Annotated in this window: 28 protein-coding genes; 13 read left to right on the forward strand and 15 right to left on the reverse strand. The window is 67.6% G+C overall.

Annotated features, from left to right (window positions below):
* Positions 1-37: 37 nt before the first annotated feature.
* From NC595_RS16115 to gloA2, 3 genes are read left to right on the forward strand one after another with little or no spacing between them, the layout of a single operon-like run.
* Positions 38-724, forward strand: coding sequence for an MOSC domain-containing protein (locus NC595_RS16115; RefSeq protein WP_253568143.1), 687 nt, complete (start codon positions 38-40; stop codon positions 722-724).
* Complete coding sequence (locus NC595_RS16120) at positions 721-1023, forward strand: putative quinol monooxygenase (RefSeq protein ID WP_253568145.1); 303 nt, start codon at positions 721-723, stop codon at positions 1021-1023. Before NC595_RS16115 ends, NC595_RS16120 begins: the two co-directional genes overlap by 4 nt.
* Positions 1020-1439 carry an SMU1112c/YaeR family gloxylase I-like metalloprotein gene (gene gloA2 / locus NC595_RS16125; protein ID WP_253568147.1) on the forward strand — a complete coding sequence of 140 codons (420 nt, stop codon included), beginning with the start codon at positions 1020-1022 and terminating at the stop codon, positions 1437-1439. Before NC595_RS16120 ends, gloA2 begins: the two co-directional genes overlap by 4 nt.
* A gap of 60 nt (positions 1440-1499) precedes the next feature.
* On the opposite strand, the gene htpG is transcribed toward gloA2, so the two are convergent.
* Together htpG and htpX are read right to left on the reverse strand one after the other, a co-directional pair.
* The gene (gene htpG, locus NC595_RS16130) at positions 1500-3368 is read right to left on the reverse strand and encodes a molecular chaperone HtpG (protein ID WP_253568149.1); all 1869 of its coding nucleotides are present in this window, start codon (positions 3366-3368) and stop codon (positions 1500-1502) included.
* Positions 3369-3565: 197 nt separating this feature from the next.
* Positions 3566-4465: a protease HtpX gene (gene htpX, locus NC595_RS16135; RefSeq protein WP_253568151.1), complete on the reverse strand. Its 900-nt coding sequence runs from the start codon at positions 4463-4465 to the stop codon at positions 3566-3568.
* A gap of 111 nt (positions 4466-4576) precedes the next feature.
* On the opposite strand from htpX, the gene gluQRS reads away from it, so the two are divergent.
* On the forward strand, positions 4577-5443 hold the full coding sequence (gluQRS, locus tag NC595_RS16140; RefSeq protein ID WP_253568153.1) for a tRNA glutamyl-Q(34) synthetase GluQRS: 867 nt from the start codon (positions 4577-4579) through the stop codon (positions 5441-5443).
* Positions 5444-5511: 68 nt separating this feature from the next.
* Positions 5512-6252: an acetoacetyl-CoA reductase gene (gene phbB, locus NC595_RS16145; protein WP_253568155.1), complete on the forward strand. Its 741-nt coding sequence runs from the start codon at positions 5512-5514 to the stop codon at positions 6250-6252.
* A 184-nt stretch (positions 6253-6436) separates the two neighbouring features.
* On the opposite strand, the gene NC595_RS16150 is transcribed toward phbB, so the two are convergent.
* Complete coding sequence (locus NC595_RS16150; protein ID WP_253568157.1) at positions 6437-7234, reverse strand: tRNA threonylcarbamoyladenosine dehydratase; 798 nt, start codon at positions 7232-7234, stop codon at positions 6437-6439.
* 161 nt (positions 7235-7395) lie between these two features.
* Between NC595_RS16150 and NC595_RS16155 the strand changes: the two genes are divergently transcribed.
* The 4 genes from NC595_RS16155 to NC595_RS16170 all read left to right on the forward strand — a co-directional run bounded on the left by NC595_RS16155 (position 7396) and on the right by NC595_RS16170 (position 11895).
* Positions 7396-7785, forward strand: a complete 390-nt coding sequence (locus NC595_RS16155; RefSeq protein ID WP_253568159.1) for a cytochrome c — start codon at positions 7396-7398, stop codon at positions 7783-7785.
* Between the two features lie 18 nt (positions 7786-7803).
* On the forward strand, positions 7804-9141 hold the full coding sequence (locus tag NC595_RS16160) for a sensor histidine kinase (RefSeq protein ID WP_253568161.1): 1338 nt from the start codon (positions 7804-7806) through the stop codon (positions 9139-9141).
* Positions 9138-10157, forward strand: coding sequence for a response regulator (locus NC595_RS16165; RefSeq protein ID WP_253568163.1), 1020 nt, complete (start codon positions 9138-9140; stop codon positions 10155-10157). The genes NC595_RS16160 and NC595_RS16165 overlap by 4 nt, the downstream gene beginning before the upstream one ends.
* A 76-nt stretch (positions 10158-10233) precedes the next feature.
* Positions 10234-11895 carry a M28 family metallopeptidase gene (locus tag NC595_RS16170; protein ID WP_253568165.1) on the forward strand — a complete coding sequence of 554 codons (1662 nt, stop codon included), beginning with the start codon at positions 10234-10236 and terminating at the stop codon, positions 11893-11895.
* A gap of 79 nt (positions 11896-11974) precedes the next feature.
* Here the strand turns inward: NC595_RS16170 and NC595_RS16175 are convergent, their stop codons facing one another.
* The 6 genes from NC595_RS16175 to NC595_RS16200 all read right to left on the reverse strand — a co-directional run bounded on the left by NC595_RS16175 (position 11975) and on the right by NC595_RS16200 (position 16096).
* Positions 11975-12277 (reverse strand): Mpo1-like protein, encoded by a 303-nt coding sequence (locus tag NC595_RS16175; RefSeq protein ID WP_253568167.1) that lies wholly within the window; start codon positions 12275-12277, stop codon positions 11975-11977.
* Between the two features lie 72 nt (positions 12278-12349).
* On the reverse strand, positions 12350-13225 hold the full coding sequence (locus NC595_RS16180; RefSeq protein WP_253568170.1) for a pirin family protein: 876 nt from the start codon (positions 13223-13225) through the stop codon (positions 12350-12352).
* A 35-nt stretch (positions 13226-13260) separates the two neighbouring features.
* Entirely contained in the window at positions 13261-14319 is a 1059-nt protein-coding gene (locus NC595_RS16185; RefSeq protein WP_253568171.1) for an NADH:flavin oxidoreductase/NADH oxidase, read from the reverse strand.
* A 97-nt stretch (positions 14320-14416) separates the two neighbouring features.
* Entirely contained in the window at positions 14417-15286 is an 870-nt protein-coding gene (locus NC595_RS16190; RefSeq protein ID WP_253568173.1) for an alpha/beta hydrolase family protein, read from the reverse strand.
* Positions 15287-15419: 133 nt separating this feature from the next.
* Positions 15420-15629: a cold-shock protein gene (locus tag NC595_RS16195; RefSeq protein ID WP_017460963.1), complete on the reverse strand. Its 210-nt coding sequence runs from the start codon at positions 15627-15629 to the stop codon at positions 15420-15422.
* A gap of 257 nt (positions 15630-15886) precedes the next feature.
* Positions 15887-16096 (reverse strand): cold-shock protein, encoded by a 210-nt coding sequence (locus NC595_RS16200; protein ID WP_017460964.1) that lies wholly within the window; start codon positions 16094-16096, stop codon positions 15887-15889.
* Between the two features lie 304 nt (positions 16097-16400).
* Here NC595_RS16200 and NC595_RS16205 point away from each other — a divergent pair, with 304 nt between their 5' ends.
* A complete protein-coding gene (locus NC595_RS16205) occupies positions 16401-16823 on the forward strand; it encodes a hypothetical protein (protein WP_253568175.1) in 423 nt (140 codons plus the stop codon).
* Here NC595_RS16205 and NC595_RS16210 read toward each other — a convergent pair whose 3' ends face one another.
* Positions 16824-18014, reverse strand: coding sequence for a winged helix-turn-helix domain-containing protein (locus NC595_RS16210; protein WP_253568177.1), 1191 nt, complete (start codon positions 18012-18014; stop codon positions 16824-16826). It lies immediately after the preceding gene.
* 195 nt (positions 18015-18209) lie between these two features.
* On the opposite strand from NC595_RS16210, the gene NC595_RS16215 reads away from it, so the two are divergent.
* The gene (locus NC595_RS16215; protein WP_253568180.1) at positions 18210-18572 is read left to right on the forward strand and encodes a hypothetical protein; all 363 of its coding nucleotides are present in this window, start codon (positions 18210-18212) and stop codon (positions 18570-18572) included.
* Between the two features lie 133 nt (positions 18573-18705).
* Positions 18706-19749 carry a phospholipase A gene (locus NC595_RS16220; protein ID WP_253568358.1) on the forward strand — a complete coding sequence of 348 codons (1044 nt, stop codon included), beginning with the start codon at positions 18706-18708 and terminating at the stop codon, positions 19747-19749.
* A 71-nt stretch (positions 19750-19820) separates the two neighbouring features.
* On the opposite strand, the gene NC595_RS16225 is transcribed toward NC595_RS16220, so the two are convergent.
* Positions 19821-20303, reverse strand: a complete 483-nt coding sequence (locus tag NC595_RS16225) for an FKBP-type peptidyl-prolyl cis-trans isomerase (protein ID WP_253568182.1) — start codon at positions 20301-20303, stop codon at positions 19821-19823.
* Positions 20304-20420: 117 nt separating this feature from the next.
* Here NC595_RS16225 and dacB point away from each other — a divergent pair, with 117 nt between their 5' ends.
* Complete coding sequence (dacB, locus tag NC595_RS16230) at positions 20421-21956, forward strand: D-alanyl-D-alanine carboxypeptidase/D-alanyl-D-alanine endopeptidase (RefSeq protein ID WP_253568184.1); 1536 nt, start codon at positions 20421-20423, stop codon at positions 21954-21956.
* Positions 21957-21960: 4 nt separating this feature from the next.
* Here dacB and NC595_RS16235 read toward each other — a convergent pair whose 3' ends face one another.
* From NC595_RS16235 to NC595_RS16250, 4 genes are all read right to left on the reverse strand, one after another.
* Positions 21961-22443 (reverse strand): glutathione peroxidase, encoded by a 483-nt coding sequence (locus tag NC595_RS16235; protein ID WP_253568186.1) that lies wholly within the window; start codon positions 22441-22443, stop codon positions 21961-21963.
* 254 nt (positions 22444-22697) lie between these two features.
* On the reverse strand, positions 22698-23885 hold the full coding sequence (pncB, locus tag NC595_RS16240) for a nicotinate phosphoribosyltransferase (protein ID WP_253568187.1): 1188 nt from the start codon (positions 23883-23885) through the stop codon (positions 22698-22700).
* A 324-nt stretch (positions 23886-24209) separates the two neighbouring features.
* Entirely contained in the window at positions 24210-25313 is a 1104-nt protein-coding gene (locus NC595_RS16245) for an aminopeptidase (protein ID WP_425493157.1), read from the reverse strand.
* A gap of 33 nt (positions 25314-25346) precedes the next feature.
* Complete coding sequence (locus NC595_RS16250) at positions 25347-25808, reverse strand: hypothetical protein (protein ID WP_253568188.1); 462 nt, start codon at positions 25806-25808, stop codon at positions 25347-25349.
* Between the last annotated feature and the right edge of the window lie 68 nt (positions 25809-25876).

The raw sequence follows: 25876 nt of genomic DNA on the forward strand, positions 1-25876 counted from the left end.
TGACGCCGCATACCAGACCCTTTGCCAGAAGCACCCCATGCAGTTGACCACCATCAGCGTTGCCCTTCCCCGCGACGTGTCCCACGGTGACCGCACGGTCTCCACGGGCATCTTCAAGACGGCGGTGCACGGCCCGGTGCGTGTGCTGACCGAACAACTGGAGGGCGATGGCCAAGCCGATCGGATCCACCACGGCGGACCGGACAAGGCGGTGTACGCGTACGCGGCCGAACACTACGACTGGTGGCAGCAGGAACTCGGTCGCGACGATCTCGTCCCCGGACACTTCGGCGAAAACCTCACCATCGCCGGACTCGACGAAAACGAGCTTTGCATCGGTGACCAGCTCGCCATCGGCTCGGCCCGCTTCGTGGTGACCCAACCGCGCGTCCCTTGCTTCAAGCTCGGTCTGCGCTTCGGCGATGCCAGTCTGCCGAAGCGCTTCGCCGATTCGCTGCGTTGCGGGGCCTACCTGCGCGTGCTGGAGCCGGGCATCCTCGAAGCCGGCAACCCGGTGCAGCGCGTGGCCCGCGGTCACGGCCAGATAGCCATTCGGCCGCTGTTCCACGCCTACCTGCACCCGAACGGACCGGCGGCGCAGGCGCTGCTGGCCCGTGCGCTGACCGTGCCGGAACTGTCCGCCGAGTGGCGTACCTCGATTGACCGGCGGCTGGCGCGTCGCGATACCGACGGCTTTTCCCCTGGCAAGGGAGATACTCCGTGAGCATCCATGTGATCGCGCGCCTGACCGCCCGCCCCGAACATCGCGACGACGTCGCCCACGCCCTCGGCCCACTGGTCGCCGGCAGCCGTGTCGAGCCGGGCAACCGGCAGTACGACCTGTTCGCTGCGACCGATGGCTCGCCGGTGTTCCACATCGTGGAGGCCTACGACGACGAAGCCGCCCTGCAGGCGCACCGCGACAGCGCGCACTACCGCACCTACCGCGCAACCATCGCGGACTGGCTGGCGGCGCCGCCCGAGGTCCACGTGCTCGGGCCGCTCGACGTGGCCGGCGCATGAGCGATAGCACGCCTGCGAGGCCGGCCCTTCGCGGCACCCACCACGTCGCGCTGATCGGCTCGGACTACGCGCGCTCGAAGCGCTTCTATACCGGACTGCTCGGCTGCACCGTGCTGGACGAGCACTACCGCGACGCGCGCGACAGCTGGAAGCTGGATCTGGCCCTGCCCGACGGCACCCGGCTGGAGCTGTTCTCCTTTCCCGACCCACCACCACGGCCGAGCCGGCCGGAAGCCTGCGGCCTGCGCCACCTGGCCTTCGCGGTGGACGACGTGGCGGCCTGGCAGGCCTACCTCACCGCCGCCGGGGTCGCCACCGAGGCGATCCGCCTGGACGAGTACACCGGCCGGCGCTTCCTGTTCTTCGCCGATCCGGACGGCCTGCCGCTGGAGCTGTACGAGACTGGCACCATCTGATCCGCACCAGCAGGAAGCCCGCCATGCGGCGGGCTTTCCGTTCCAGCACGAAGCGACCGCTCAGCCGAGCAGCAAGCGGTTCATCCGCTGCACGAAGGCGGCCGGATCCGGCAGCTGGGCGCCGGCGGCGATCTCGGCCTGCTCCAGCAGCAGCAGGGACAGGTCCTTCGCCTTGGCTTCGTCGCCCTCGGCAGTCACCCGCTGCACCAGCGCGTGTGCCGGATTCACCTCCAGCGTCGGTTTGGCGTCCGGCAGGTCGTGGCCGGCCTCGCGCAGCAGGCGCGCCAGGTGCGGCGCCATCTCGTAGTCGGACAGCGCCAGGCAGGACGGGCTGTCGGTGAGGCGCGCGGACACCTTCACCTCGCCCACGCGGTCGCCGAGCAACTCCTTGAGCTTCGTCAGCAGCGGCTCGGCGGCCTTGGTCGCCTCTTCCTGCTTTTGCTTGTCGGCTTCGTCCAGCGGCACCTCGCCCTTGGCCACGCTCTTGAGCTTCTTGCCTTCGTACTCGCTTAGGGAGCCGATCATCCACTCGTCGATGCGGTCGGACATCAGCAGCACTTCGATGCCCTTGGCCTTGAACGCTTCCAGCTGCGGACTGCCGGCGGCGGCAGCGTAGCTGTCGGCGGTGATGTACCAGATGGTGTCCTGGCCCACCGCCATGCGGCCGATGTAGTCGTCCAGCGACACCGTCTGCGCGCTGCCTTGGCCCCCGGTGCTGGCAAAACGCAGCAGCTTGGCGATGCGCCCGCGGTTGGCGCCGTCCTCGGCGACACCCTCCTTCAGGGTGTTGCCGAAGGCCTTGTAGAAGGTGGCGAACTTCTCCGGTTCGTCGCGCGCCAACTTCTCGATCAGATCGAGCACGCGCTTCACGCAGGCCGACTTGATCCTCTCCAGGTTGCGGTTCTGCTGCAGGATTTCGCGGCTGACGTTGAGCGGCAGGTCGTCGGCATCGACCACGCCGCGGACGAAGCGCAGGTAGTTCGGCAGCAGCTCCTCGGCCGCGTCCATGATGAAGACGCGCTTGATGTAGAGCTTCAGTCCCTTGCGCTCATCGCGCCCGCCCATCATCAGGTCGAACGGCGGCTGCGACGGCAGGTACAGCAGGGTGGTGAAACTCTGGCTGCCCTCGACGCGGTTGTGGGTCCAGGCGAGCGGATCGTTGAAGTCGTGGCCCAGCGACTTGTAGAAGCCGATGTAGTCCTCGTCGGAGATCTCGTTCTTGGGCTTGGTCCACAGCGCCGAGGCGGCGTTGGTGCTCTCGAACTCGTCGGTCGGCTGGCCGTCCTTCTCCACCGGCGTGCGGATCGGAAAGGCGACGTGGTCGGAATACTTGCGGATCAGCGACTTCAGCTGCCAGCCCTTGAGGAACTCGTCCTCGTCGGCCTTCAGGTGCAGGGTCACCGACGTACCGCGCTGCGGTGCATCGACCGGCTCCAGCGAATATTCGCCCTTGCCGTCGCTTTCCCACTTCACGCCCTCGCCCTCCGGCAGGTCGGCCCGGCGGGTGACCACGGTGACCTTGTCGGCCACCACGAAGGCGGAATAGAAGCCCACGCCGAACTGGCCGATCAGACGCGCGTCGGCCTTCTGCTCGCCGCTCATCGCTTCCAGGAAGCGCCTGGTGCCGGAGCTGGCGATGGTGCCGATGTTGGCGACCACCTCGTCGCGGCTCATGCCGATGCCGTTGTCGCGCACGGTGACGGTGCGCGCGACCTCGTCCCAGCTCACGTCGATGTGCAGCTCGCCGTCGCCGGTCAGCAGCTCGGGGTGGGCGATCGACTCGAAGCGCAGCTTGTCGCAGGCATCGGAGGCGTTGGAGATCAGCTCGCGCAGGAAGATCTCCTTGTGCGAGTAGAGCGAGTGCGTGACCAGGTGCAGGACCTGGGCGACTTCGGCTTCGAACTTGCGAGTTTCGGCAGGTGCGTTCATGCGTGGTGGTTCCATGTGGTGCGGTTGCTTGGATTGGGCTTCGTTCTTCTTGCCGTCATCCCGGCGAACGCCGGGATCCAGCGTCTGGAATCTCCCGCCCGAGGGCACTGGATCCCAGCCTCCGCTGGGATGACGGCGCGAGGCCTAGGCAGGCCGGCTCGCCTGCCTGCCCCTTCCCGGACAGGAGAATTCGACGATCAGCGGCCGGCCGCGTTCTGCAGCGCCGCGATGCGCTCATCCAGCGGCGGGTGGCTCATGAACAGGCGGGCGAAGCCGGCGCCCAGCGGGCTGGAGATGCCGAAGGCGGCGATGGTCTTGGGCAGCGTGTTCTCGCCGTGGTTGACCTTCAACCGCTGCAGCGCCGAGATCATCGCACCGCGGCCGGCCAGGCCGGCGCCCGCCGCGTCTGCGCGGAACTCGCGCCAGCGCGAGAACGCCGCCACGATCATCGAGGCGAACAGGCCGAACACCACCTGCAGCACCATCACCGAGATGAAGTAGCCGATGCCGGTGCCACTGTCGCGGCTGTCGCGCCCACCGGAAAGCCAGCTGTCGACGACGCGGCCGACGATGCGCGAGGCGACTATCACCAGCGTGTTGAGCACGCCCTGGATCAGGGTCAGGGTCACCATGTCACCGTTGGCGACGTGGCCGATCTCGTGGCCGAGCACGGCGCGGATCTGGTCGCGGTCCATCTGCTGCAGCAGGCCGGTACTGACCGCCACCAAGGCGTTGTTCTTGCTGGCGCCGGTGGCGAAGGCGTTCATTTCCGGGGCGTCGTAGATCGCCACCTCCGGCATGCCGATACCCGCCCGCTGGGCGTGCTGGCGGACGGTGTCGACCAGCCAGCGCTCGGCCTCGTTGGCCGGCTGCTCGATCACCCGCGCGCCGGTGGACATCTTCGCCATCCACTTGGACATCAGCAGCGAGATGATGGCACCGCCCATGCCGAACACGGCGGCGAACATCAGCAGCCCGGTCATGCCGCCGTAACCGCGGGCGGCCGCCCACTGGTCGACCCCCAGCAGGTGACAGACGATGCTGAGCAGGAACAGGACCGCGATGTTGGTGGCGAGGAAGAGGAAGATGCGACGCATGGCTGTCTCTCTGGCAGTCATGAAAAAGAGGGATGCGGCCTGGGCCGCCTTCCGCTATTCGGGGCGAGACCGACGGGTTTCAAGACACGCGGCCCCACATAGAATGCCGCGATGACCTACCGCGGACGCTTCGCCCCCTCGCCCACCGGACCACTGCATTTCGGGTCGCTAGTGGCCGCGGTCGGCAGCTGGCTGTGTGCCCGCCAGGCCGGCGGCGAGTGGCTGGTGCGGATGGAGGACATCGATCCGCCGCGCGAGGTTCCCGGTGCGGCCCGCGACATCCTGTCCACCCTGCCCGCTTTCGGCCTGATCGCGAATGGGCCGGTGTTGTTCCAGTCCACCCGCCGCGCCGCCTACGACGTGGCCTTCGAGCGGCTGCGCACGGCCGGTGCGGTGTTTCCCTGCTGGTGCAGCCGCAGCGACCTGGCCGCCAGTGGCGGGATCCATCGCGACGGACACTGCGTCGCGCCACCGGCCGACGACCGCCCACCGGCGTGGCGGCTGCGGGTGCCCGATGCCGAGGTCGGCTTCCACGATGCCCTGCAGGGCCCCCAGCGGCAGAACCTGCGGGAGGCCGCCGGCGACTTCGTGATCCGCCGGGTCGAGGGCCACTACGCCTACCAGCTCGCCTGCGTGGTCGACGACGCGTTCCAGGGCATCACCGAGGTGGTGCGTGGCGCCGACCTGCTCGATTCCACGCCCCGGCAGATCTACCTGCAACGGCTGCTCGGGCTGCCGACGCCGCGCTACCTGCACCTGCCATTGGTGCTGGACCCGGAGGGTCGCAAGCTCTCCAAATCCGCGGGTGCGGGAGCGGTCGACCCGACAGACCCGATCCCGACGCTGCGTCGTGTTCTGGCCTTTCTCGGCGTCCGGCACGATGCACCGGCCGCGACATGCCACGAGCTTCTGGCTGCAACATCAGGATGTTTCAATCGAAACGACTTGCCGCGTCGCAGCAGCCATCCGGACGGCTGAACCGTTATAAAGACAGCGTTCTGCTCCGCGTCGTTCAGACCCACATACCCTCAAGGAGATCCAAGCACATGACCCAGCGCACTGCTCTCGTCACCGGCGGCACCGGCGGTATCGGCACCGCCATCATCCGCTACCTGGCCGGACAGGGGCATCGCGTGGCGTCCAACTACCGCGACGCGGACAAGGCCGAGCGCTGGCGCAAGGCGATGGCCGACGATGGCATCGATGTGCTGATGGTGCCCGGCGACGTGTCCGACCCGGCCTCGTGCCAGGCGATGGTGAAGGCGATCGAAGCGCAGGCCGGTCCGGTGGACATCCTGGTCAACAACGCCGGCATCACCCGCGACACCACCTTCCACAAAATGAGCTACGAGCAGTGGACGGACGTGATCAACACCAACCTCAATGCCTGCTTCAACGTCACCCGGCCGGTGATCGAGGGCATGCGTGCGCGCAAGTGGGGCCGCATCGTGCAGATCAGCTCGATCAACGGCCAGAAAGGCCAGTACGGCCAGGCCAACTACGCCGCCGCCAAGGCCGGCATGCACGGCTTCACCATTTCGCTGGCGCAGGAAAACGCCAAGTTCGGGATCACCGTCAATACCGTCTCGCCCGGCTACGTGGGCACCGACATGGTGATGGCCGTGCCTGAGGAAGTACGCGAGAAGATCGTGGCGCAGATCCCGGTCGGACGCCTCGGCAAGCCCGAGGAGATCGCCCACGCGGTAGCCTTCTTCACCACCGACCAGGCCAGCTGGATCACCGGCGCCAACCTGGCGATCAACGGCGGCCACTACATGGGCTGGTGATCGGGAGTGAGGAGTGAGTGGGGAGGAGTGAGAGGTGAGAGAAGAGCAAAAGCGCAAACGTGCGCTGCGCCAGCCTCGCCTGTGATTGCCAACCGCCCGCCGGATGAGGAACGGTCCAGAAGTCAGGACGCACCGCACCCTGCCTTCTCTCACCTCTCACTCCTCTTCCCTCACTCCTGTTCTTTCACTCCTCGCCCTTCAGCAGTTTCTCCATCACCTTACCCACCGCCGCAAAGGCGAACGCCCCCGTCACGTGGGTGGCCGCGCCCAGTCCGCCACCGCAGGCCAGGTTCAGGGTGTCGCCGCCCGGCGGCCGGGTTCCGCAGACCGTGCCGTCCGGCTGCGGGTACTGCACATTCTGCAGGGAGTAGACCGCCGAGATGCCGAAGTAGCGGTCCGGATTGCGCGGAAAGCCGAAGTCCTGGCGGAGCTTCTTCCGGATCAGGCTGAACATCGCGTCATGCTCGGTGCGCGAAAGGTCGCGCACGCGGATCTGGGTGGGATCGGTGCGCCCGCCGGCCGAGCCGACCGTCACCATCGGCAGCTTGCGCCGACGACACCAGGCAATTGCCTCGAGCTTCACCCGGAACGCGTCGCAGGCATCGAGCACCACGTCGTAGCCGCGATCGAGCAGGTCATCCAGGGTCGATGGCGTGAGGAAGCGCTCGATCGCCTCCAGCCGCAGGGCCGGATTGATCGCATGGAGCCGATTGGCCATCACGCCGACCTTGGGACGACCGTACTCCCCTTCCAGCGCGTGCAACTGGCGATTGGTATTGGAGACACAGACTTCGTCGGCGTCGATCAGGGTCAGCCGCCCCACCGCGCTGCGGACCAGCGCCTCGGCGGCCCAGGAGCCAACGCCGCCGATACCGACCACGGCGACATGCTTGCCGGCCAGCCGCGACAGGCTGCCCACTCCATACAGACGCTCGACACCCGCGAACCGCTCGCGCAGCGCCGTTTCGGCCGCGCTGCTCATGGCGCGAAATCCGCCCGGACCGGGCCATGGAAAGACCGCATGCAGGACAACTCCGACAGGACAACCGGTGCATTGTAGCGGCGACAGGCCGCAACGCTGATGGCAGGTGCGCCCGCCTCGGCTATGCTCCCCGCACCCCAAACCGACAGGATTCCGGACACATGCGGTCTGCCCTACTCATCGCGCTCGGCCTGACCATCGGCATCCTCGGTACCGCGTTCGCGATCAGCGCGCTGCACCAGCGCACCCCGCTGCCCAAGGCCGTCATGACGGTGATGGCTTATCACATGAGCCAGCTCGAACACTCGGTCAAGACGCAGCAATGCGATGCGACCGCGACCCGCGCGAACCTGGAGCGGCTGCAGTCCGCGGCGCTGGACATCCCGGGCGCCTTCAAGGGCGCCGAGGATCCCTTCATGAAATCGTCCGACAAGCTGCAGGGTGCGCTGCGCGACGCGGTCGCCGCGGCGCCGGGCACCTGCGCGGTGCTGGCCACCGCACTGCAGCCGGTCGACAACGCCTGCGACGACTGCCACAAGCGGTTCCGCTGACACCCCGGACTCTGCGCCATGTCGAGCCTGCCCCGCCTGTGGATCCGCCTGCGCAATGGGCTGACACGGCTCGACGACACGCTGTTCGAACATACCCGCCCCAGCCAGCCCAGCCTGGCGGCGATGGGCCTGATCGGGGCGCTGTGCATGCTGGCGTACTACCCGGTATGGAAGTACGCACTGCCGCAGCCCTACGAGAACCTGCCGCTGCGCATCGCCGGCTGCATCGTGCTGCTGCCGCTGGCGATGCAGCGCTGGTGGCCACGCCGCCTGCGCGCCCTGCTGCCGGCATACTGGCATCTGGCGGTCACCTTCGTGCTGCCGTTCTTCGCCGGCTACATGCTGCTGCGCAACGGTGGCAGCACGCCGTGGCTGCTGATCCACCTGGCGTCGATGTACCTGACCATGATGATGTTCGACGTGGTCGCCTTCGGCGCGATCTTCGTCGTCGGCAGCCTGCTGGCGTGGCTGGCCTGGGTGCTCGGTCCGCACGACCCGATGCCGCTACTGCGGCTGCAGCTTTACCTGCCGCTGCTGGCGATGGCGCTGGCGCTCGGCCCACTGGCCAGCCTGTCGCAGAAGCATGCCGACAAGACCCGCATCCAGGCACTGACCCGGGCCTCCAACAACATCGCCCACGAGCTGCGCACCCCCCTCGGGGCGCTGCACATCGCCGGACAGGCGTTCCGGCGCTACCTGCCCGACCTGCTGGTGAGCCACCGGATGGCCAAGGAAGCCGGCCTGCCGGTGGCGGAGCTGCGCCAGGCGCACCTGGAGGCGCTGGAACGGGGCATGGACACCATCGAGCACGAGGTGGCGCACGCACACACCGTGATCGACATGCTGCTGATGGCCGCGCGCCCGCTCGACCAGCAGCAGCTGGCGCCACTGCGGATCCGCCGACTGCTTGAAGAGGCGGTTGCCCGATATCCCTATGCCGCGCGGGTGGAGCAGGAGCGGGTGCACCTGCTGGAAGGCGACGACTTCGTGCTGATGGGCAGCGAGCCGCTGCTGACCCACGTGATCTTCAACCTGCTGCGTAACGGGCTGTACCACACCGGGCGCGCCGGCAAGGGGGAGATCTCGATCGGGGTGGAGTGCGAGGGCCGCTGGGGACGCATCCGCGTCCGCGACACCGGACCGGGCATCCCACCCGACGTGCTGCCGCGCATCTTCAACCGCTTCTACTCCTACAGCGAGGACCGCGGCGGCGTCGCCGGGCTGGGCATCGGCCTGGCGTTCTGCCGCGAGGCGGTCGAGCGCATGGGCGGTACCATCACCTGCCGCTCCCGCTGGCGCGAATACACCGAATTCCTGATTTCCCTACCGGCCCGCGATCCCACCGCCCGCGCATGACCTTGACCTTCGACCACGGCCTGACGCCATTCCGGTTTCCCACCACGACGCTGATGGTGGACGACCACGAGACCTATCTCGGCGTGGTGCCGCTGATGCTCGATCCGATGCAACGGATCCGCAGCTACAGCTCGCCGCGGCAGGCGCTGGCCGACCTGCACCGGGCCGACACCCGCGCCGTGCCGGGCGGCGGCTGGCTGTACCGCTGGCACGAGCACCCCTCACCCAACCGCGAGCTGATGGCGCTGGACATGGACGCGATCGTGCGCACGATGTTCGACCCGATGCGCTTCGCCGAAGTCTCGGTGGTGGTGGTGGACCAGGCCATGCCGGAAATGGACGGGCTGGAGTTCTGCAGCCGCATCGACAACCCGTACGTCGGCAAGGTGCTGCTGACCGGTCGGGCGGACGACGCCACGGCGATCGAGGCCTTCAACTCGGGCCTGATCGACCGCTTCATCCGCAAGAACGATCCACGCGCGATGGAGAAGCTGCAACAGGCGATCGCCGCCCTGCAGGAGCGCTACTTCGAGCGTGCCAGCCGCTTCGTCTCCGAGGCGATGGCGCTCGGCGACGTGCACTTCCTGCGCGACCCGGTGTTCCTCCCGGTGCTGCGCGACGTACTGGCCGGGTTCCCCGCGGTGGAGTGCTACCTCCACGTGAACCCCACCGGGTTGCTGTTGATCGATGCCGACGGCGAGGGGCGCTTCCTGCTGGTGCAGACCGACGACGACCTGCGGACGCACTACGAGATCGCCAGCGATCTGGGCGCTCCGATCGATGTGCTGTCCGCCCTGCGCGACGCCACCGCCCTGCCCTGGTTCGCCAGCCGTGACGGCTACTACAGCGACGATCCGACGGTGGCCCCGGTGCAGATGATCCCGGCCACCACCGTACGCGGCGAGCACTGGTACCACTACGCTGTGGTGGAGGACGTGGTGCAGCGCTTCGAGTTGGATCGGATCGTCAGTTACCGTCGCTGGCTCAGGGACCAGGACGACGCACTTCGTGGTTGATACCTTCGGAGCAGTGCCCATGAGGCTGGCTTGCCGCTAGGATGAAGCGGCTCTCCACAGCCCAGGGCTCCCGATAGTGAAACGACTGCTTGCCTGTTCCATCGCCGCCGCGTTCGCCTGCGCCGCGTCGGCCGCCAACGCGCCGAAGACCCCCACCTTCGATCCGCACTACCTTTCCCGCCAGGTCAAGATGCTGGCTTCCGACGCTTTCGAGGGCCGCGGCCCGGCGACCGAGGGCGAAAAGCGCACCGTCGCCTACGTGATCAGCCAGATGAAGGCCGCCGGCCTGCAACCGGCCGGTGTGATGAAGGACGGCAAGCGCAGCTGGACCCAGCCGGTGCCGCTGGGCCGCTTCGAGATCACCGGCGCGCCGGCGTTCAACCTCATGCTCGACGGCAAGGCCCTGCCGCTGGTGCAGGGCGACCAGATTGCCGTGCGCGCGGCAATGGACGGCTCCACCCATGTGGACATCCACAACGCTCCGCTGGTCTTCGTCGGCTATGGCGTGAAGGCGCCGGAGCGGAACTGGGACGACTTCAAGGGCGTGGACCTGCACGGCAAGATCGCCGTGGCGCTGGTCAACGACCCGGACTACGAGACCGGCCACGGCGACTTCGGCGGCAAGGCGATGACCTACTACGGCCGCTGGACCTACAAATACGAGGAGATCGCCCGCCAGGGCGCGCTGGGCCTGCTGATCATCCACGAGACCGCCCCGGCCTCCTACGGCTGGCCGACGGTGAAGAACTCCAACACCAACGCCCAGTTCGACATCGTGCGCGAGCACCCGGCCGAGGTGCACTCCAAGGTCGAGGGCTGGATCCAGCGCGACCTTGCGGTAACGATGTTCAAGGACGCCGGGCTCGACTTCGACACGATGAAAAAGCTGGCGCAGACGCGCGAGTTCAAGCCGGTGACGCTCAAGGGCGAGACGTTCTCGGCGAAGTTCGACGTCGACGCCAAGGTGATCACCTCGCAGAACATCCTGGGCATGGTCAAGGGCAGCAAGCATCCCGACGAGACGGTGATCTACAGCGCCCACTGGGACCACCTCGGCGTCGGCGCGCCCGACGCGAAGGGTGACCGCATCTACAACGGCGCGGTGGACAATGGCACCGGCACCGCGGCCCTGCTCGCCCTCGGCCGCGCCTTCGCCCACGCGCCGAAGCCGGAGCGCTCAGTGGTGTTCCTCAACGTCACCGCCGAGGAAAAAGGCCTGCTCGGCTCCGAGTACTACGCCAGCCACCCGGTGTTCCCGCTGGCCAAGACGGTGGGCGTGATCAACATGGACGCGCTCGACCCGCACGGATTGACCCGCAACTTCACCATCTCCGGCACGGCCAAGCTCGGCTTGCTCGACGACCTGGTCAAGGTGGCCAGGCAGTTCGGCGAAACCTACTCGCCGGACCCGCACCCGGAGGCCGGCTATTTCTTTCGCTCCGATCACTTCTCGTTCGCCAAGCGCGGCGTGCCGGCGATCTCGTTCGGCTCAGGCGACGACTGGGTGGATGGCGGCGTCGCGGCCGGCGAGGCGGCAGACAAGGCCTACACCCGCGACCACTACCACCAGCCCTCGGACGAGTGGCAGGCCGACTGGTCGTTCAAGGGCATGGCCCAGGACATGGGCATGCTCTACACGCTGGGCCGCAACCTGGCGGACTCGCGTCAGTGGCCGGACTGGAGCAAGGACTCCGAGTTTCGCGCCGCGCGCGACGCCACCGACGACCAGCGCAGGTAAGCGCTGCGTCCATGCCTGAAACCAACGGGGCGGCCACATGGCCGCCCCGTCGGTTTCAGGGTTCCGCTGGAATCGACCGCTACAAGCGAACCTTGCCGCGCAATACGTCGAAGAACATCACCCAATCGCCGGCCAGGCTGTAGAAGGGATGCTTGAACGTGGCCGGACGATTCTTCTCGAACACAAAGTGACCGATCCAGGCAAAGCCGTAGCCGGCCACCGGCGCCAGCCACAGCCAGGCGAGCCGGCCGCTGGCGATGACTACGACGATGATCGCCAGCACGCAGAGGCTGCCCGCGAAATGCAGGCGTCGGCACACCGGGTGGCGGTGCTCGCCCAGATAAAACGGATAGAACTCGCGGAAACTGGAGAAACCGGTCATGTGCGCTCCTGCTGACGGCACCAGCCTACGCGCGCGCCGGGGCGAATGCATGACGCGGGTGCACGCGGAGGCTCAGCGCTCCGGCAGGGGGATGCGTTCGACCTCGTCGCCGGGCACGGTGTCGAAGCGTCTGTCGCGCCAGTCCGCCTTGGCCTGCTCGATCCGCTCGCGCCGGGTAGAGACGAAGTTCCACCACAGGTGGCGTTCGCCATCCAGCGGCGCGCCACCGAACAGCATCACGCGGCTCGTCGACATCGCCTGCAGTGGCGGCGCCGATTCCCCGGCCTGTACCGCCATCTGTCCGGGTGGCACGGTCACATCCCCCCAACGCACGTCTCCCTCGATGAGGTGCACGCCGCGCTCGGCATGCTCGGGTGGCCAGTCCAGCGATGCGCCGGCCTCAAGCCGGGCCTCGATGAAAAACATCGGCGCGAACACCTTCACCGGCGACCGCTCGCCCCACGCGGAACCGGCGATCAGGGTCAGCGAGGCCCCGTCGCGCTCGATCCGCGGCAGCTCGTCGGCCTCATGATGATGGAACTCCGGCGCGACCTCCTCGTCCGCATGCGGCAGCGCCACCCACACCTGCACGCCGTGCAGGGCGTGGCCGGCCTCGCGCTCGGCCGGCGGGGTGCGTTCGGAATGCACGATGCCCCGGCCGGCAGTCATCCAGTTCACTGCGCCGGGGCGAATGTCGGCGAGGCTTCCCAGACTGTCGCGATGGCGGATCGCACCCTCGAACAGCCAGGTCACGGTGGCCAGGCCGATGTGTGGATGCGGGCGCACGTCCATGCCGCGCCCCGCCGGCAGGGTGACCGGACCCATGTGGTCGAAGAACACAAACGGACCGACGTGACGGGCCTGCAGCACCGGCAGCAGGCGGCGCACACGGAAGCCGTCGCCCAGGTCGTGCACACGGCCGTCGATCAGCAGCGGGTTGGCATCCATCGCTCGGGTCTCCTCGGCTCGGGTCGTCGACTACATCACCAGGCGCGCTGGTATTGCAACGGCACGTCGATCGATGCGCCGAGCGCCTTCGCCGCGCGACGCGGAAAGTAGGGATCGCGCAGGCTCTCGCGCGCCTGCAGCACCACGTCCGCATCGCCGTCGATGACGATCGCCGCGGCCTGCGCCGGTTCGGTCACCAGGCCGACGGCGCCGGTGGCGATGCCGGCCTCGGCGCGGATGCGGCGCGCGAACGGCACCTGGTAGCCCGGCTCGACCGGGATGCGCACGCCAGGCACCAGGCCACCGCTGGACACGTCGATCAGGTCGACGCCCAGCTCGCGGACCTGCCGCGCCAGCGCCACGCTCTGCTCGATATCCCAGCCGCCCTCGGCCCAGTCGGTGGCCGAAATGCGCAGCCATACCGGCAACCCGTCCGGCCACACCTCGCGCACGGCGGCGACCACTTCGCGTACCAGCCGCGTGCGGTTCCCGAAGCTGCCACCGTAACCGTCGCTGCGACGGTTGCTGAGCGGCGACAGGAACTGATGCAGCAGGTAACCGTGGGCCGCGTGCACCTCGACCAGCTGGAAGCCCGCGTCCAGCGCACGGCGCGCGGCGGCCCGGAAATCCTCGATCACCTTGGCGATGCCCGCCTCATCCAGCGCTGCCGGAACGTGCCAACCCGTATCGAATGGCAGGGCCGAGGGGGCCAAGGTCGGCCAGGCTCCCTCGTCGATGCCGAGCGGGCCGCCGCCCTCCCAGGGACGCTGCGCGCTGGCCTTGCGTCCAGCGTGCGCCAATTGCACGCCAGCGAGGGCGCCCTGGGCGCGGATGAACGCGGTGATCGGCACCCAGGCCTGCTGTTGCGCTTCGTTCCACAGGCCGACGTCTCCGGGGGAAATCCGCCCCTCGGCGGAAACCGCCGTGGCTTCGCTGATCACCAGCGACGCACCACCGACCGCGCGACTGCCAAGATGCACCAGGTGCCAGGTATCGGGCAGGCCATCGGAGGCACTGTACTGGCACATCGGCGCGACCACGAGGCGGTTGCGCAAGGTGAGCGAACGCTGCTGCAGCGGTTCGAACAGGGACATCGACGAGCTTCCGGATCTGGGCAAACCGCTGAGCTGCTGGCGCGTGGGACCGGATTCAAGGCTCCGGGAGGAACGATACGGCGAACGCCGCGTTTCCTCAGCGCAACCAGCCGGCGATCCGCCCGGCCACCGCGGCCGGAGCCTTCATCCACGCAAAGTGGTCCGGCGGCCGCCCCTCCAGCAGTTCTGCGCCAAACACCAGCCGGGTTGCCGTTGCGCGCGGCAACTTTGCGAGCAGCCACTCCAGCGAGCCAGGCGGCACCAGCCAGTCGTCTTCGAAACGGATGCCCAGCACGGGCAGATCCAGTTGTGCCAACCCCTGCTCCAGGTCGGTGTCGAGCCCGCGCGCGGCATAGCGGCCAGTCCACCCGCTGCGCGCCCAATCGACCGTCACGCCGCGCGCCTCGTTACCGGCGAAACCCAGCCACCGCCCAGGCAGGTAGCCGCGCAGCGTGGCCAGCAGCGGCGCTGCGCCATAGGCGATGCGGATCGGCGGACCGCGCGGAAACGTCCGCCAGAATGGCGAACCGCTGGCGACCAGCACCAGCCCGGTAAACGACGAAGGATGCATCGCCGCGAACAGTGCCGCCAGTTGCCCGCCCAGGCTGTGGCCGCCGATGACCAGAGGCATCTGCGGCCATGGCTGGCGTACGGCGGACAGCGTGGCCGCCAGATCCTGGGACAGCAGCTCACGATAACCCCAATCGCTGCGCCGGCCAGCCCGCCGATCGCTCGATCCGATACCGCGCCACTCGTGGATCGCCGTGGCCACACCCTGGCTTGCCAGGCCATCGGCCAGCGCCAGATAGTGGCGGGCGGGCACGCCCATCGCGGGCAGCCACAACACCGCCGCCCGCAGCGCGCGTTCGTCGGCGGGCGACACCAGCATCAGTTCGGCGCGAGCTCCGTCGGCGGATTCGACAGACGACACGCACAGGGTTGCCGAGGCGGAGAGCGCGTCGCTCATTTCTGCCCTTTCGAGCGCACGAAGCTACCGACGCTGCCGGCGATGCGGCAGCGGGACGGTCGCAACATCAGGATACGCGCAGGAGGACGGCGAGCGCCGACCTCCTGAACCATACGGAAAGCCACCCGGCGAATCAGGCCGGTGACACTTCCTCGGCCTGCAGACCCTTCTGCCCCTGGACCACCTTGAAGGTCACTTTCTGGCCTTCTTTCAGGCTCTTGAAGCCGGAGCCGGTGATCGCGCGGAAATGCACGAACACGTCCGGGCCGCTCTCTCGGCTGATGAAGCCGAAACCCTTGGCGTCGTTAAACCACTTGACGGTGCCACTCTCTCGATCCGACATGACTCACTCCGATTACGCCCCTCGTGACCGGCTGTCCACCCGCCCGGGCGGCAGTCGACTGGGTCATGCGCAATGCGGGGGACTCGCGCGGGTCTCACGCCGGCGCGGGCCCACCCCGGGCCTGAGCTGACACAGTGAAAAAAGCATAACGGATTTTCGCGTCGCGCAAGCCCCCTCGCCGGCGGTGGTGCCCCGAAACGAGAAAAGCCGGACATCGCTGCCCGGCTTTTCGGTACGACAGGAGGCTTCCCTGGCGATCAGGCCGGGGTCACTTCCTCGGCCTGCAGACCCTTCTGGCCCTGCACCACCTTGAAGGTGACCTGCTGGCCTTCCTGCAGGCTCTTGAAGCCGTTGCCGGTGATCGCGCGGAAATGCACGAACACGTCCGGGCCATTGTCACGGCTGATGAAGCCGAAGCCCTTGGCATCGTTGAACCACTTGACGGTACCGGTCTGACGATCGGACATGGATTTTCACTCCGTAGGTTTCTGGAATCGGAACCCGACCAGCAAAAGCCGGCGGGAACACTGGATTGCGCGGAAATCCTCGGGGGTGAAGCGATGAAGCGGATAGGAATCAGCGGCATCGGGTCACGAGACTCTGGTGACCCCGGCAAACACAGTAACGCGATTATAACCACAGCCGGAAAAACTCCGCGATGGCGTTTTTCCGAGGCATGGCAACCCTTCCGACATGGCAGGCGCCTGGCGTTCAGGTTCTCCTGACAAGGCGCGTAATCTGGCACCGGTCAGCGTTTTCCAAGGAGCCCCCATGACATCCCGACGCCTCGCCGTGCACGCCCTGCTGCTGCCATTGATGCTCGCCGCGTGTGCGGGCGAGCCCCATCACGGTTCATCGGCACGCACCGGGCCGGCCGGGAGCAGCGGGTATCTCGGGGGAGCGGAACCGCCCCTGGACACCGGGATCTCGGCCTGCGACCGTTACTTGGACAGTTACCGGGCCTGCCACCGGGCGGCAGGGATCTTCCCGCCCGATCAGATCGAGCTCCATTACCGCGAAATGCGCAGCAGCCTGCTGCGCGACTCGCTCGATCCGCGCATCCGCCCCCAACTGGTCACCCGCTGCGAAGTGCTGACACGAACCCTGCGCGAAGCACTCGACGGCAAGTCCTGTGGAACTGACGCCAGCCAGGTGACCGCTCCACGGCGCGACAGCAACGGCGGCCAGTCCTGATCAGCGGTTGGCCAATGCGGCCCTGAGCAGCCGCGCGAAGCCGACCGGTCGCGTCCGGGTCAGCCTCACCGTGGACGTGCCGTGCCAGTCGGCCAATCGCTCCAGCGCATCGGCCAACGCATCGGCCAGCCGCGTGTCGTCGTCGACACCGGGCTCCAGGTACAACGCCTTGATCTCGAACTCGCCTTTCGAACGGTGTGCCTTGGCGTCCAGCCGACCGACCAACGCACCGCGGCGGAGGATCGGCAACACGAAATAGCCGTACTGCCGCTTCGGCGCCGGTACGTAACACTCCAGTGCATAGTCGAAGCCGAACATGCCCTGCAGCCGCTGCCGGTCCCACACCAGCGGGTCGAAGGGCGACAGCACTGCCGTATGCGTGGCGCGCAGCCGACCACCGAGTGCCTTGGCCAGCGCCCCGGCGTGATCGGCGTGGACGTACCCCGGCGCATCCCAGCCGGCCACATCCACCGGCAGGACTTCGCCGTCGACCAGCAGAGGCCGCATTTCCCGGTCGGTCACCTGTGGCCGCAAACGGTAGTAGTCGGCGATCCAGCGCGCCGGCACGACACCGAGGGCACGCACGGTGTCGGCGATGAAGTGCCGACGCAGCCCCGCTTCGTCCAGGCCGGTGGCCACGCCCGGATCCGGGGGATCGAGTCGCTCGCGCACGCGCGCGGCCAGGTCGTAGACTCGCTGGAATCTATCCCGGCGCAACACCATCAGCTCGCCCAGTGCGAACCAGGCTTCCAGCCAGCGCTTTTCCGGTTTCCACGACCACCAGCCGCCGGCACCACGATCCTCACGGGCGAAATCGGCCGAACGTACCGGCCCGGTCTGGCTGATACGATCCAGCAGTGCGCGCATCTCCGCGGGATATTCGCGCTGCATGCGTTCGGCGTGACGATACGACCAGTGATGGCCACGCCGATGCCGCCAGGCGTCGTGCAACGGGAAATCGGCGGCAGGGACAAAACACGCCTCATGCGCCCAGCATTCCGCCAGGCAGCCGTCGGCCAGCGCCTGCTCCAGCCACTCCGGCGGATACCCGCCGAGTCGGGAAAAGAGCACTAGGTAAGGGCTGCGCGCGACGACGTGGATCGTGTCGATCTGCAGCAGCCGCATGCGCTGCACCGCATCCACAAGATCCTGCGGCCGGGCGCGACGGCGTGGCCGGGAAAGAAGACCCATGGCATGCAACTGAAGACGCCGGGCCTGGTCCAAGCGGAGCGCTGGCGTGACGGTGCGCGGCCATCCGGCTGCTGCAGATTGAGATGGCATTGACACGTCCGTTGCTAGCGTGACCGGGCGCTCCCCTGGCGACCGAACCCTCGTGGTCCAGCCGCCGATGCGCCCACCCATCGATTCTGGCATGGAGTACCGAACATGACATTCCGCAGATCCCGGATTCCGTTCGTCGCTGTCGCCTCGCTGTTCGCCGCCGGTCTGGCGATGGCGGCGCAGACCGACAGCATGTCCCCCCCGTCACCGGCGAGCACCGTCGCCACGGCCGATAGTGCGGTGTTCCAGACCCCGCAGGGACAGGTCACCATCCGCAGCACCCTGCCCCCTGCGCCCACCGACAGCGCGCCGCCACCGTTCGCCCAGCTCGCGGGCAAGGGTAGATTCATCACGCCCGAACAGGCGGCCGCCTACCCGCCGCTGGCGAACGACTTCGATTACGCCGACAGCAACAAGAACGGCAGGATCAGCGAGGCCGAGTACGCGCGCTGGACCAAGGGCAAGTAGACCGCTGTCGCCCGGACTGGCCGGCCGCAGTAACCTGCGGCCGGCCTTTTCGTGCCCGTGCCCGCCACCGACAATGAGATCCTCCGTCATGACGACACCCCTGCACCGGATACTTTTCGTTCCATTCGCCGGCATGCTCGTGCTGGCTGCCGCCGCGGCCCGCGCGCAGAATCCGGATCCGATGGACATCCGCGCCTGCACGGCGATCGAAAGCGACTCCCAGCGGCTGGCGTGCTACGACCGTGCCACCGGCCGGGAAAACCTGCCCATCGCGCAGAAGCACGGGAACCCCGACGACGTCGCGCTATTCGCCCGGGATGCAGGCAGGAGGCCCGATGACGGCAACTCCGTGGCCGCCCCCCTGTCGCTGCTCGACTCGCGCTGGGAACTGGCACCGGAAGCCAAGCTGGGCACCTTCAACATCCGGGGCTACAAGCCGGTGTACGTCATGCCGATCTTCGCCACCAGCAACCAGAACGACCGCCCGACCAGTCCGAACCCGGCGAACACGGTATCGGCGCCGATCGCCCTGCAGAACGCCGAAATGAAGTTCCAGCTCAGCCTCAAGACCAAGGTCGCGCAGGACGTCTTTGGCGATGCGGGCGGTGACGTCTGGATCGGCTACACCCAGTCCTCGCACTGGCAGGTCTACAACGGCAAACTCTCCCGACCGTTCCGCGAGACCAACTATGAACCGGAAGCGATGCTGGTGTTCGACACGCACTACGACGTGCTCGGCTGGCAGGGCCGGCTGCTCGGCATCGGCTTCGACCACCAGTCCAACGGCCGTTCCAACCCGCTGTCGCGCAGCTGGAACCGGGTGATCGCCGATGTCGGCTTCGAGCGCCCCGGCTGGACCGTGATGATCCGCCCGTGGTGGCGGATCCCGGAGAGCGCTCCGGACGACAACAACCCCGACATCAGCGACTACATGGGACGCGCCGAGGCGCAGATCGTGCACGAGTGGCGCGGGCAGGAGTTCGGCCTGCTGCTGCGACACTCGCTGCGCGGCGGCAGCCGTAGCCACGGCGCGGGCAAGTTCACCTGGAGCTTTCCGGTCGCCGGCAACCTGCGCGGCTACATGGAACTGTTCAAGGGATACGGCGAGAGCATGATCGACTACAACCACAACGCCACCTATCTCGGCCTGGGCGTGTCGTTGCTCGACTGGTATTGAACATTGCGTCGAGCGCAAAAGAAAACGCCGCCCGATGGGCGGCGTTTTTACTTCACCGGGACCGCAACGGCTCAGTGGTGATGGCCGCCGGGACCATGCACGTGACCGTGCTGCTGTTCCTCGGCGGTCGCCTCGCGCACATCGGTCACCTGCACGTCGAAATGCAGGGTCTGGCCGGCCAGCGGATGGTTGCCGTCGATGTGCACCACGCCGTCCTCGATCCTGGTCACGGTGACGTTGATCACACCTTGCGGGCCGCGCCCCTGGAACTGCATGCCGGGCTGGATGTCTTCCACGCCCTGGAAAGCCTCGCGTGGCACCTGCTGCTCGAGCTCGGCGTGACGCACGCCATAGCCCTCTTCCGGCGCCACGTCGACCTTGAACTGGTCGCCGACGGCACGACCGACCATTTCTTTCTCCAGCCCAGGGACGATCTGGCCGACGCCATGCAGATAGGTGAGCGGCTCGCGACCCGCCGAGCTGTCGATCACCGTGCCCTGGTCATCGGTCAGCGTGTAATGGAAGGAGACGACGGTTTGGTCGGCAATCTGCATGAGGCTCTCGCATTGAAGTGGAAAAGCGCCGCCAGAACGATGGCGCGAAACACGCAGACTAACAGATCGGCCAGATCCGGCCTGTACAGCGCCGGCCGGATGCCCATACTGACGGGCATGCATCGATACTCATGGCCGATCGCCGCCCTGCTCTGCCTGACCCTCGGCCTGGCCCCCGCGCTGGCCGCCACCCCGTCCCAGGAGACGCCTGCCGCGACGCAGGCGGAGCTTGCAAGGCGCATCGAAACGCTGATCGACGCGCCGCGCTTCGAGGGCGCAGACTGGGGTATGGAAATCGTCTCGCTGGACAGCGGCCATACGCTGTACGCACACCAGCCCGAGCGGCTGCTGGAACCGGCATCCACCGCCAAGCTGTTCACTGCCGCACTGGTGCTGGAGAAGCTCGGGGCAAACGGACACACGAGCACGCGCCTGCTCGCCCGCGGTCCCATTGTCCGCAGCCGCCTGCGCGGTCCGCTGGTGCTCTACGGCATGGGCGACCCTACGCTGGACACGGGAGACAGCACCGACTGGGCCGATCGACTGGCCACGCAGCTGGCCAATCACGGCATCCACCGGGTCGATGGCGACCTGATCGCCGACGACACCTATTTCCAGGGACCGCCGATCGGAGCCGGCTGGGAGGTGGGCGATCTGCTCGGTGCCTTCGCCGTACCTGCCGCCGCGCTCAGCGTGCAGGAGAACGCTGCCTGGCTTGCCATCACGCCCGGCACCGCCGCCGGCGATGCGGCCGAAGTGGTGCTGGACCCGCCCTTCGCCATTCCCGACATGAGCAGCCGCGTGCTCACCACGGCCGCGGGCAGCGCGCCCGACATCAACCTCTACCGCGCGCCGGGCAGCGACACACTCTACGCGTTCGGCTCCGTGCCGACCGGCACCGCGACGATGCGCTACCACTTGGCGATGACCGATCCGGCACGCGTGGCCGGGGAACTGCTGCGCGAGGCCATGGCGCGCCATGGCGTTGTCCTGCATGGCCGTGTGCAGGTAATGCACTGGCCGCAGGAGGACGCCGCCTACCTCGCCGGTGCCGTCGAGCTGGGCAAGGTGGACTCGCCGGCGTATGGCACGATCCTCGAGCGTGGGCTCAAGCGCTCGCAGAACCTCTACCTGCAGAACCTGCTGCAGCTGGCCGGCGTACAGGCCCGGGCCCAGGCCATCGCCGACGGCACCGCGCCCGACGGCTTCCTCGGTTCCAGTGCCTGGGGGCTGCGCGCACTTGGCGCCCTGCTGGAGGAGATCGGCATCGCTCCCACGCAGGTGCGGCTCACCGAAGGCAGCGGACTCTCGCGACAGAACCTGGTCACCGCCTCGGCCTTGGTGCGGCTGCTTCAATACATGGCGACCCGACCCTATGCAGCCACCCTGCGCAACGACCTGCCGGTGGCCGGCGTCGATGGCTCGCTGATTGCGCGCATGCGCGGCACGCCGGCCGAAGGCGACGTGCACGCCAAGACCGGTTCGATGACCGGAGTGAGCGCACTGGCGGGCTATGTGACCAGCGCGGGCGGCGAGCACCTGGCGTTCGCGGCAATCGTCAACCACGACGTGCCACCAGAAGGCGCGACGTCACCCAGCCGCACGCTGGATGCCATCGCCGAACTGCTGGCGACCTACCGCGGCCGCCCCTGAGCGATCAGCCCAGCCGCGACTCGATCTCTTTAGCGATCTTCTCCGGCGTGTCGGTCGGCGCATAGCGGCGAACCACCTGCCCCTCGGCATCGACCAGGAACTTGGTGAAGTTCCACTTGATCGCCTCGCTGCCGAGGATGCCCTTGCCTTCCTGCTTCAGCCACTTGTAGAGGGGATCGGCGCCTTCGCCATTCACCTCGATCTTCGCAAACATCGGAAAGCTGACCTCGTAGCGGGTACTGCAGAACTGGCGGATTTCCGCCTCGTCGCCCGGCTCCTGATGGCCGAACTGGTCGCAGGGAAATCCCAGCACCACCAGCCCGCGCTCGCGCAGCCGGCGCCAGATCGTCTCCAGCCCCTGGTATTGCGGCGTGAATCCGCAACGCGAGGCGACGTTCACCACCAGGAGCGTCTTGCCGCGGAACTCGCCGAGCATGCGTTCGTTGCCATCGATGTCGCGGGCGCTGAAGTCGTAGATCGTGGTCATGTCGGATCCGGCGTCGGATAAGGCATAAGGGTGCGCTGCCGCGCCGCCTGCACGCAAGCGTCGGCATATGGATATGAGAAATTGCCAGATTCCCGGCCCGGCGGCACGGGCTATCGTGGCCACGTCTTCCTCCGAGGCGGTGCCCGATGTCCCTGCTGTTCTCCAGCCTGATGGCGCTGGGCACGCTGCTGCTGCTCGCCTGGCCCGGCCTGAAGCGGTCCGAAGGTGGCGTCGGGCGCGCACGCAGCACCGACTCAGCACGCTGATTCGGCGGGAATCTCGAATACCTGCCGCAGGTAGGTGACGTAGGCGGGGTCGTCGCACATGTTCTTGCCGGGACTGTCGCTCAGCTTGGCGACCGGCTGGCCATTGCAGCGGACCATCTTGATCACGATCTGCAGAGGCGTCGGGCCGACGTCGTTGGTCAGGTTGGTGCCAACGCCGAACGCGAGCTGGCAGCGCCCCTGGAAGTGCGCGTAAAGCTTCATCACCTGCGGGATATCTAGGCCGTCGCTGAATACCAGGATCTTTCCGCGCGGATCGACGCGGTTGGCGCGATAGTGCGCCAGCACCCGCTCACCCCAGGCGAACGGATCGCCGGAATCGTGGCGGGTGCCGTCGAACAGCTTGCAGAAGTACATGTCGAAGTCGCGCAGGAAGGCATTGAGCCCGTAGACGTCCGACAGCGCAATGCCGAGATCGCCCCGATATTCGCGCGCCCACGCCTCAAGCGCCGCGACCTGCGAATCGCGCAGGCGGGGGCCCAGTGCCTGGTGGGCCTGCAGGTACTCATGCGCCAGAGTGCCGAGCGGGATCAGTCCAAGCTCGCGCGCCAACGCCACGTTGCTGGTGCCGGCCAGCTGTGTCCCCAGCCGGTCGCGCAGCGCAGTCACCACCTCCCGGTGCCAGTCCCGCGAGAAGCGGCGGCGCGTGCCGTAGTCCGCGATGCGGCAATCGGCATAGCCCGGGGTGTCGTGCAACAGCGTGATCTTGGCGGCCAGCCGCTCGCGGCCGGTCGACAGATCGATGCCCGGCTGCGTGTTGCGGAAGTACACCTCGTTGATGATCGCCAGCAGCGGCACTTCAAACAGGATGGTGTGCAGCCACGGGCCGCGGATGTGGATCTCGATCTCCCCCGGCACGTCGGGCGAAGGCCCGAGCTCGACGTACTTGGTGTTGAGCCGGAACAGCCCGAGGAAGTCGACGAAGTCGCTCTTGATGTAGCGCAGGCCACGCAGGTACTGGAGCTCGTCCTCGTCGAAGCCGAGCCGGCACAACGCCTCCAGTTCGCTGCGGATCTCGTCCAGGTACGGCACCAGATCCACGCCCGGCGTGCGGCACCTGAAGCGGTACTCCGCGTGCGCGCCCGGGTACTGGTGCAGCACCACCTGCATCATCGAGAACTTGTACAGGTCAGTGTCGAGCAGCGAGCGGATGATCATCGCCAGGTCCGTGGGTGGGGTGCAGACATTATCGGTGCGAACGAAGGCGCACCGCGAACCTGGCCATGAAGACGGGCATAAAAAAACCCCGGAGCGCCAGGGGAGGGGCGGGCCGGGGTTTGTCAGGTCGGCGATCCGGGGGAGGAAGGGGCCGACCCCTCAACGGTCCGTTGTTCTGAACCGCCTCTTGTCGCCGTCTCGGCGATACGACCCATTAGTGTGGCTGCCCCTTTTGAAGTTCAAGGCAGCCGCAGCCAGAAAAAGGCATTCGTTCAGCTTCCTCCGACCGATGTCACGAAAGCCCTTGAAGATCAATCCATTGGGTCATCGAGACAACCCGGCGCTCACCGCCTCTCCGGCCTTCGGGGCGGCTTCTGGAAGCAGCGCCTTGAGTCTGGCCTGACGCTGCGCCGGTGCCAGGCGCCCCATCGCGGCGACCGCCCGGTAGAACGCCGGCCACTGGCGACCCATCCGGGCGAACAGCACCGCGAAGGCGCCAGTCCACCGGTCGTAGAGGCCGAACGGCAGCAGCCGGGCGTTGTTGATCGGCGCGGCCACCCAGGCGTCGTAGCGATGGTCGCCTGGGAAGTCGCGATCGCGCCACACAGCATAGTCCCGCCGGAACGCCGCGATGTCGGCCTGCTTGCGCCGCTCCATCGCCTCGGCATCGCCCGGCCGCGCATAGTCCTGCCGCAGTCGCTCGCGCAGGCCCAGCACCAGCACGGTAAAGCCATGCTCCATCGCCTGCTCGCGACCATCCGGCGGCGGCAGGCTGCGGAACGCACGCCACTGGCGCAGCCCCTCGTTTTCGACGAAGGTGGCGAACGACTCGTTGAACGCCGTGTCCCCCTTCGCGTAGACCTGCTGGTGCGCCAATTCGTGGAACAGCGTGCCGGCCAGTTCGTCATCGTCCCAGCGCATCATCGAGCTGAGGATGGGATCGGCGAACCAGCCCAGGGTCGAATAGGCCGGCACCGGCGACAGCCACACGTCCAGTCCTTGCTTCCTCAGCATCGCCGCGCGCTGTTGCGCCAGCGCCTCGCGGAAGTAGCCGCGGTAGGCCACGCACCCGGCGATGGGGAAACACTGCGGCACAGCTTCCACCGAGAAGCGTGGTGCGGCGAAAACGTTCCAGGCCACATAGGGTCGCTCCAGCGCCACGTAGCTGGTGTAACTGCGGTTGTCCGGCAGGTCCAGATGCTCCGAAGCGAAGCGGCGCGTCTGCTCGGCCACATCCAGGCGCCGCGCCAGTGCAGGCGGTGTGCGCGGATCCTCCATCACCTCCGGAATCGACCGGCGTGCGAGCAGCAGCGCCGCCTCGCCGTGCGCCACATGACCGTAGTAGCGGACGGTAGCGCAGCCGCCCAGCAGCACCGCCAGCCCCATGCCGGCCAGGCAGCGGCAGACCGCCGTCCACCCGCGCCGCATCAGGGCGCCGGCACCAGACGCGCTGATGGTGCCTCAGCGTCGCCGCTCATCCCGGCTCCGCCGCTGCTCATGCTGCGCGCCCGAATCGTGGCTTCGCTGCGGTGGCCGATAGGCGTGACCGCCGCCCGGACGTGGCCCACCGTGAAGACGGTCGCCATCGTGGTCCCAGTGCCCGCGATGGTCCTCACCGCGCCACTGGTGGTCGTCACCGTGCAAGCGGTGGTCGTCGTGGTCGTACCGCCGGTACCGAGAGCCGCCGTACCAGGTGGTGCCGATACCCACCGTCACACCGCCCGGGTAGTAGCCATAGGGGTAGTCGTAATAGCCGTACCCGTAGGGCGCGTAATAGCCGTCGTCGTACACCCTGGCGGTGTGGCCGTAGTAGGCGCCGCCTCCGTCCGGAGCCCGGACATAGCTGTAGTCGGGGGCCACGTAGCAACCCGCCAGCAGCGAGGTCGCCCCGACCAGCACGAATCCCAGCAGCATCTTCCTCATGACATGCCTCCGCGGACACACCGCGCCGACTGCGCGGGAACACCACGCTAGTCCGTGGCGATGAATGC

It is taken from the genome of Dyella lutea (assembly GCF_024158035.1).
GTDB classification, from domain to species: domain Bacteria; phylum Pseudomonadota; class Gammaproteobacteria; order Xanthomonadales; family Rhodanobacteraceae; genus Dyella_A; species Dyella_A lutea.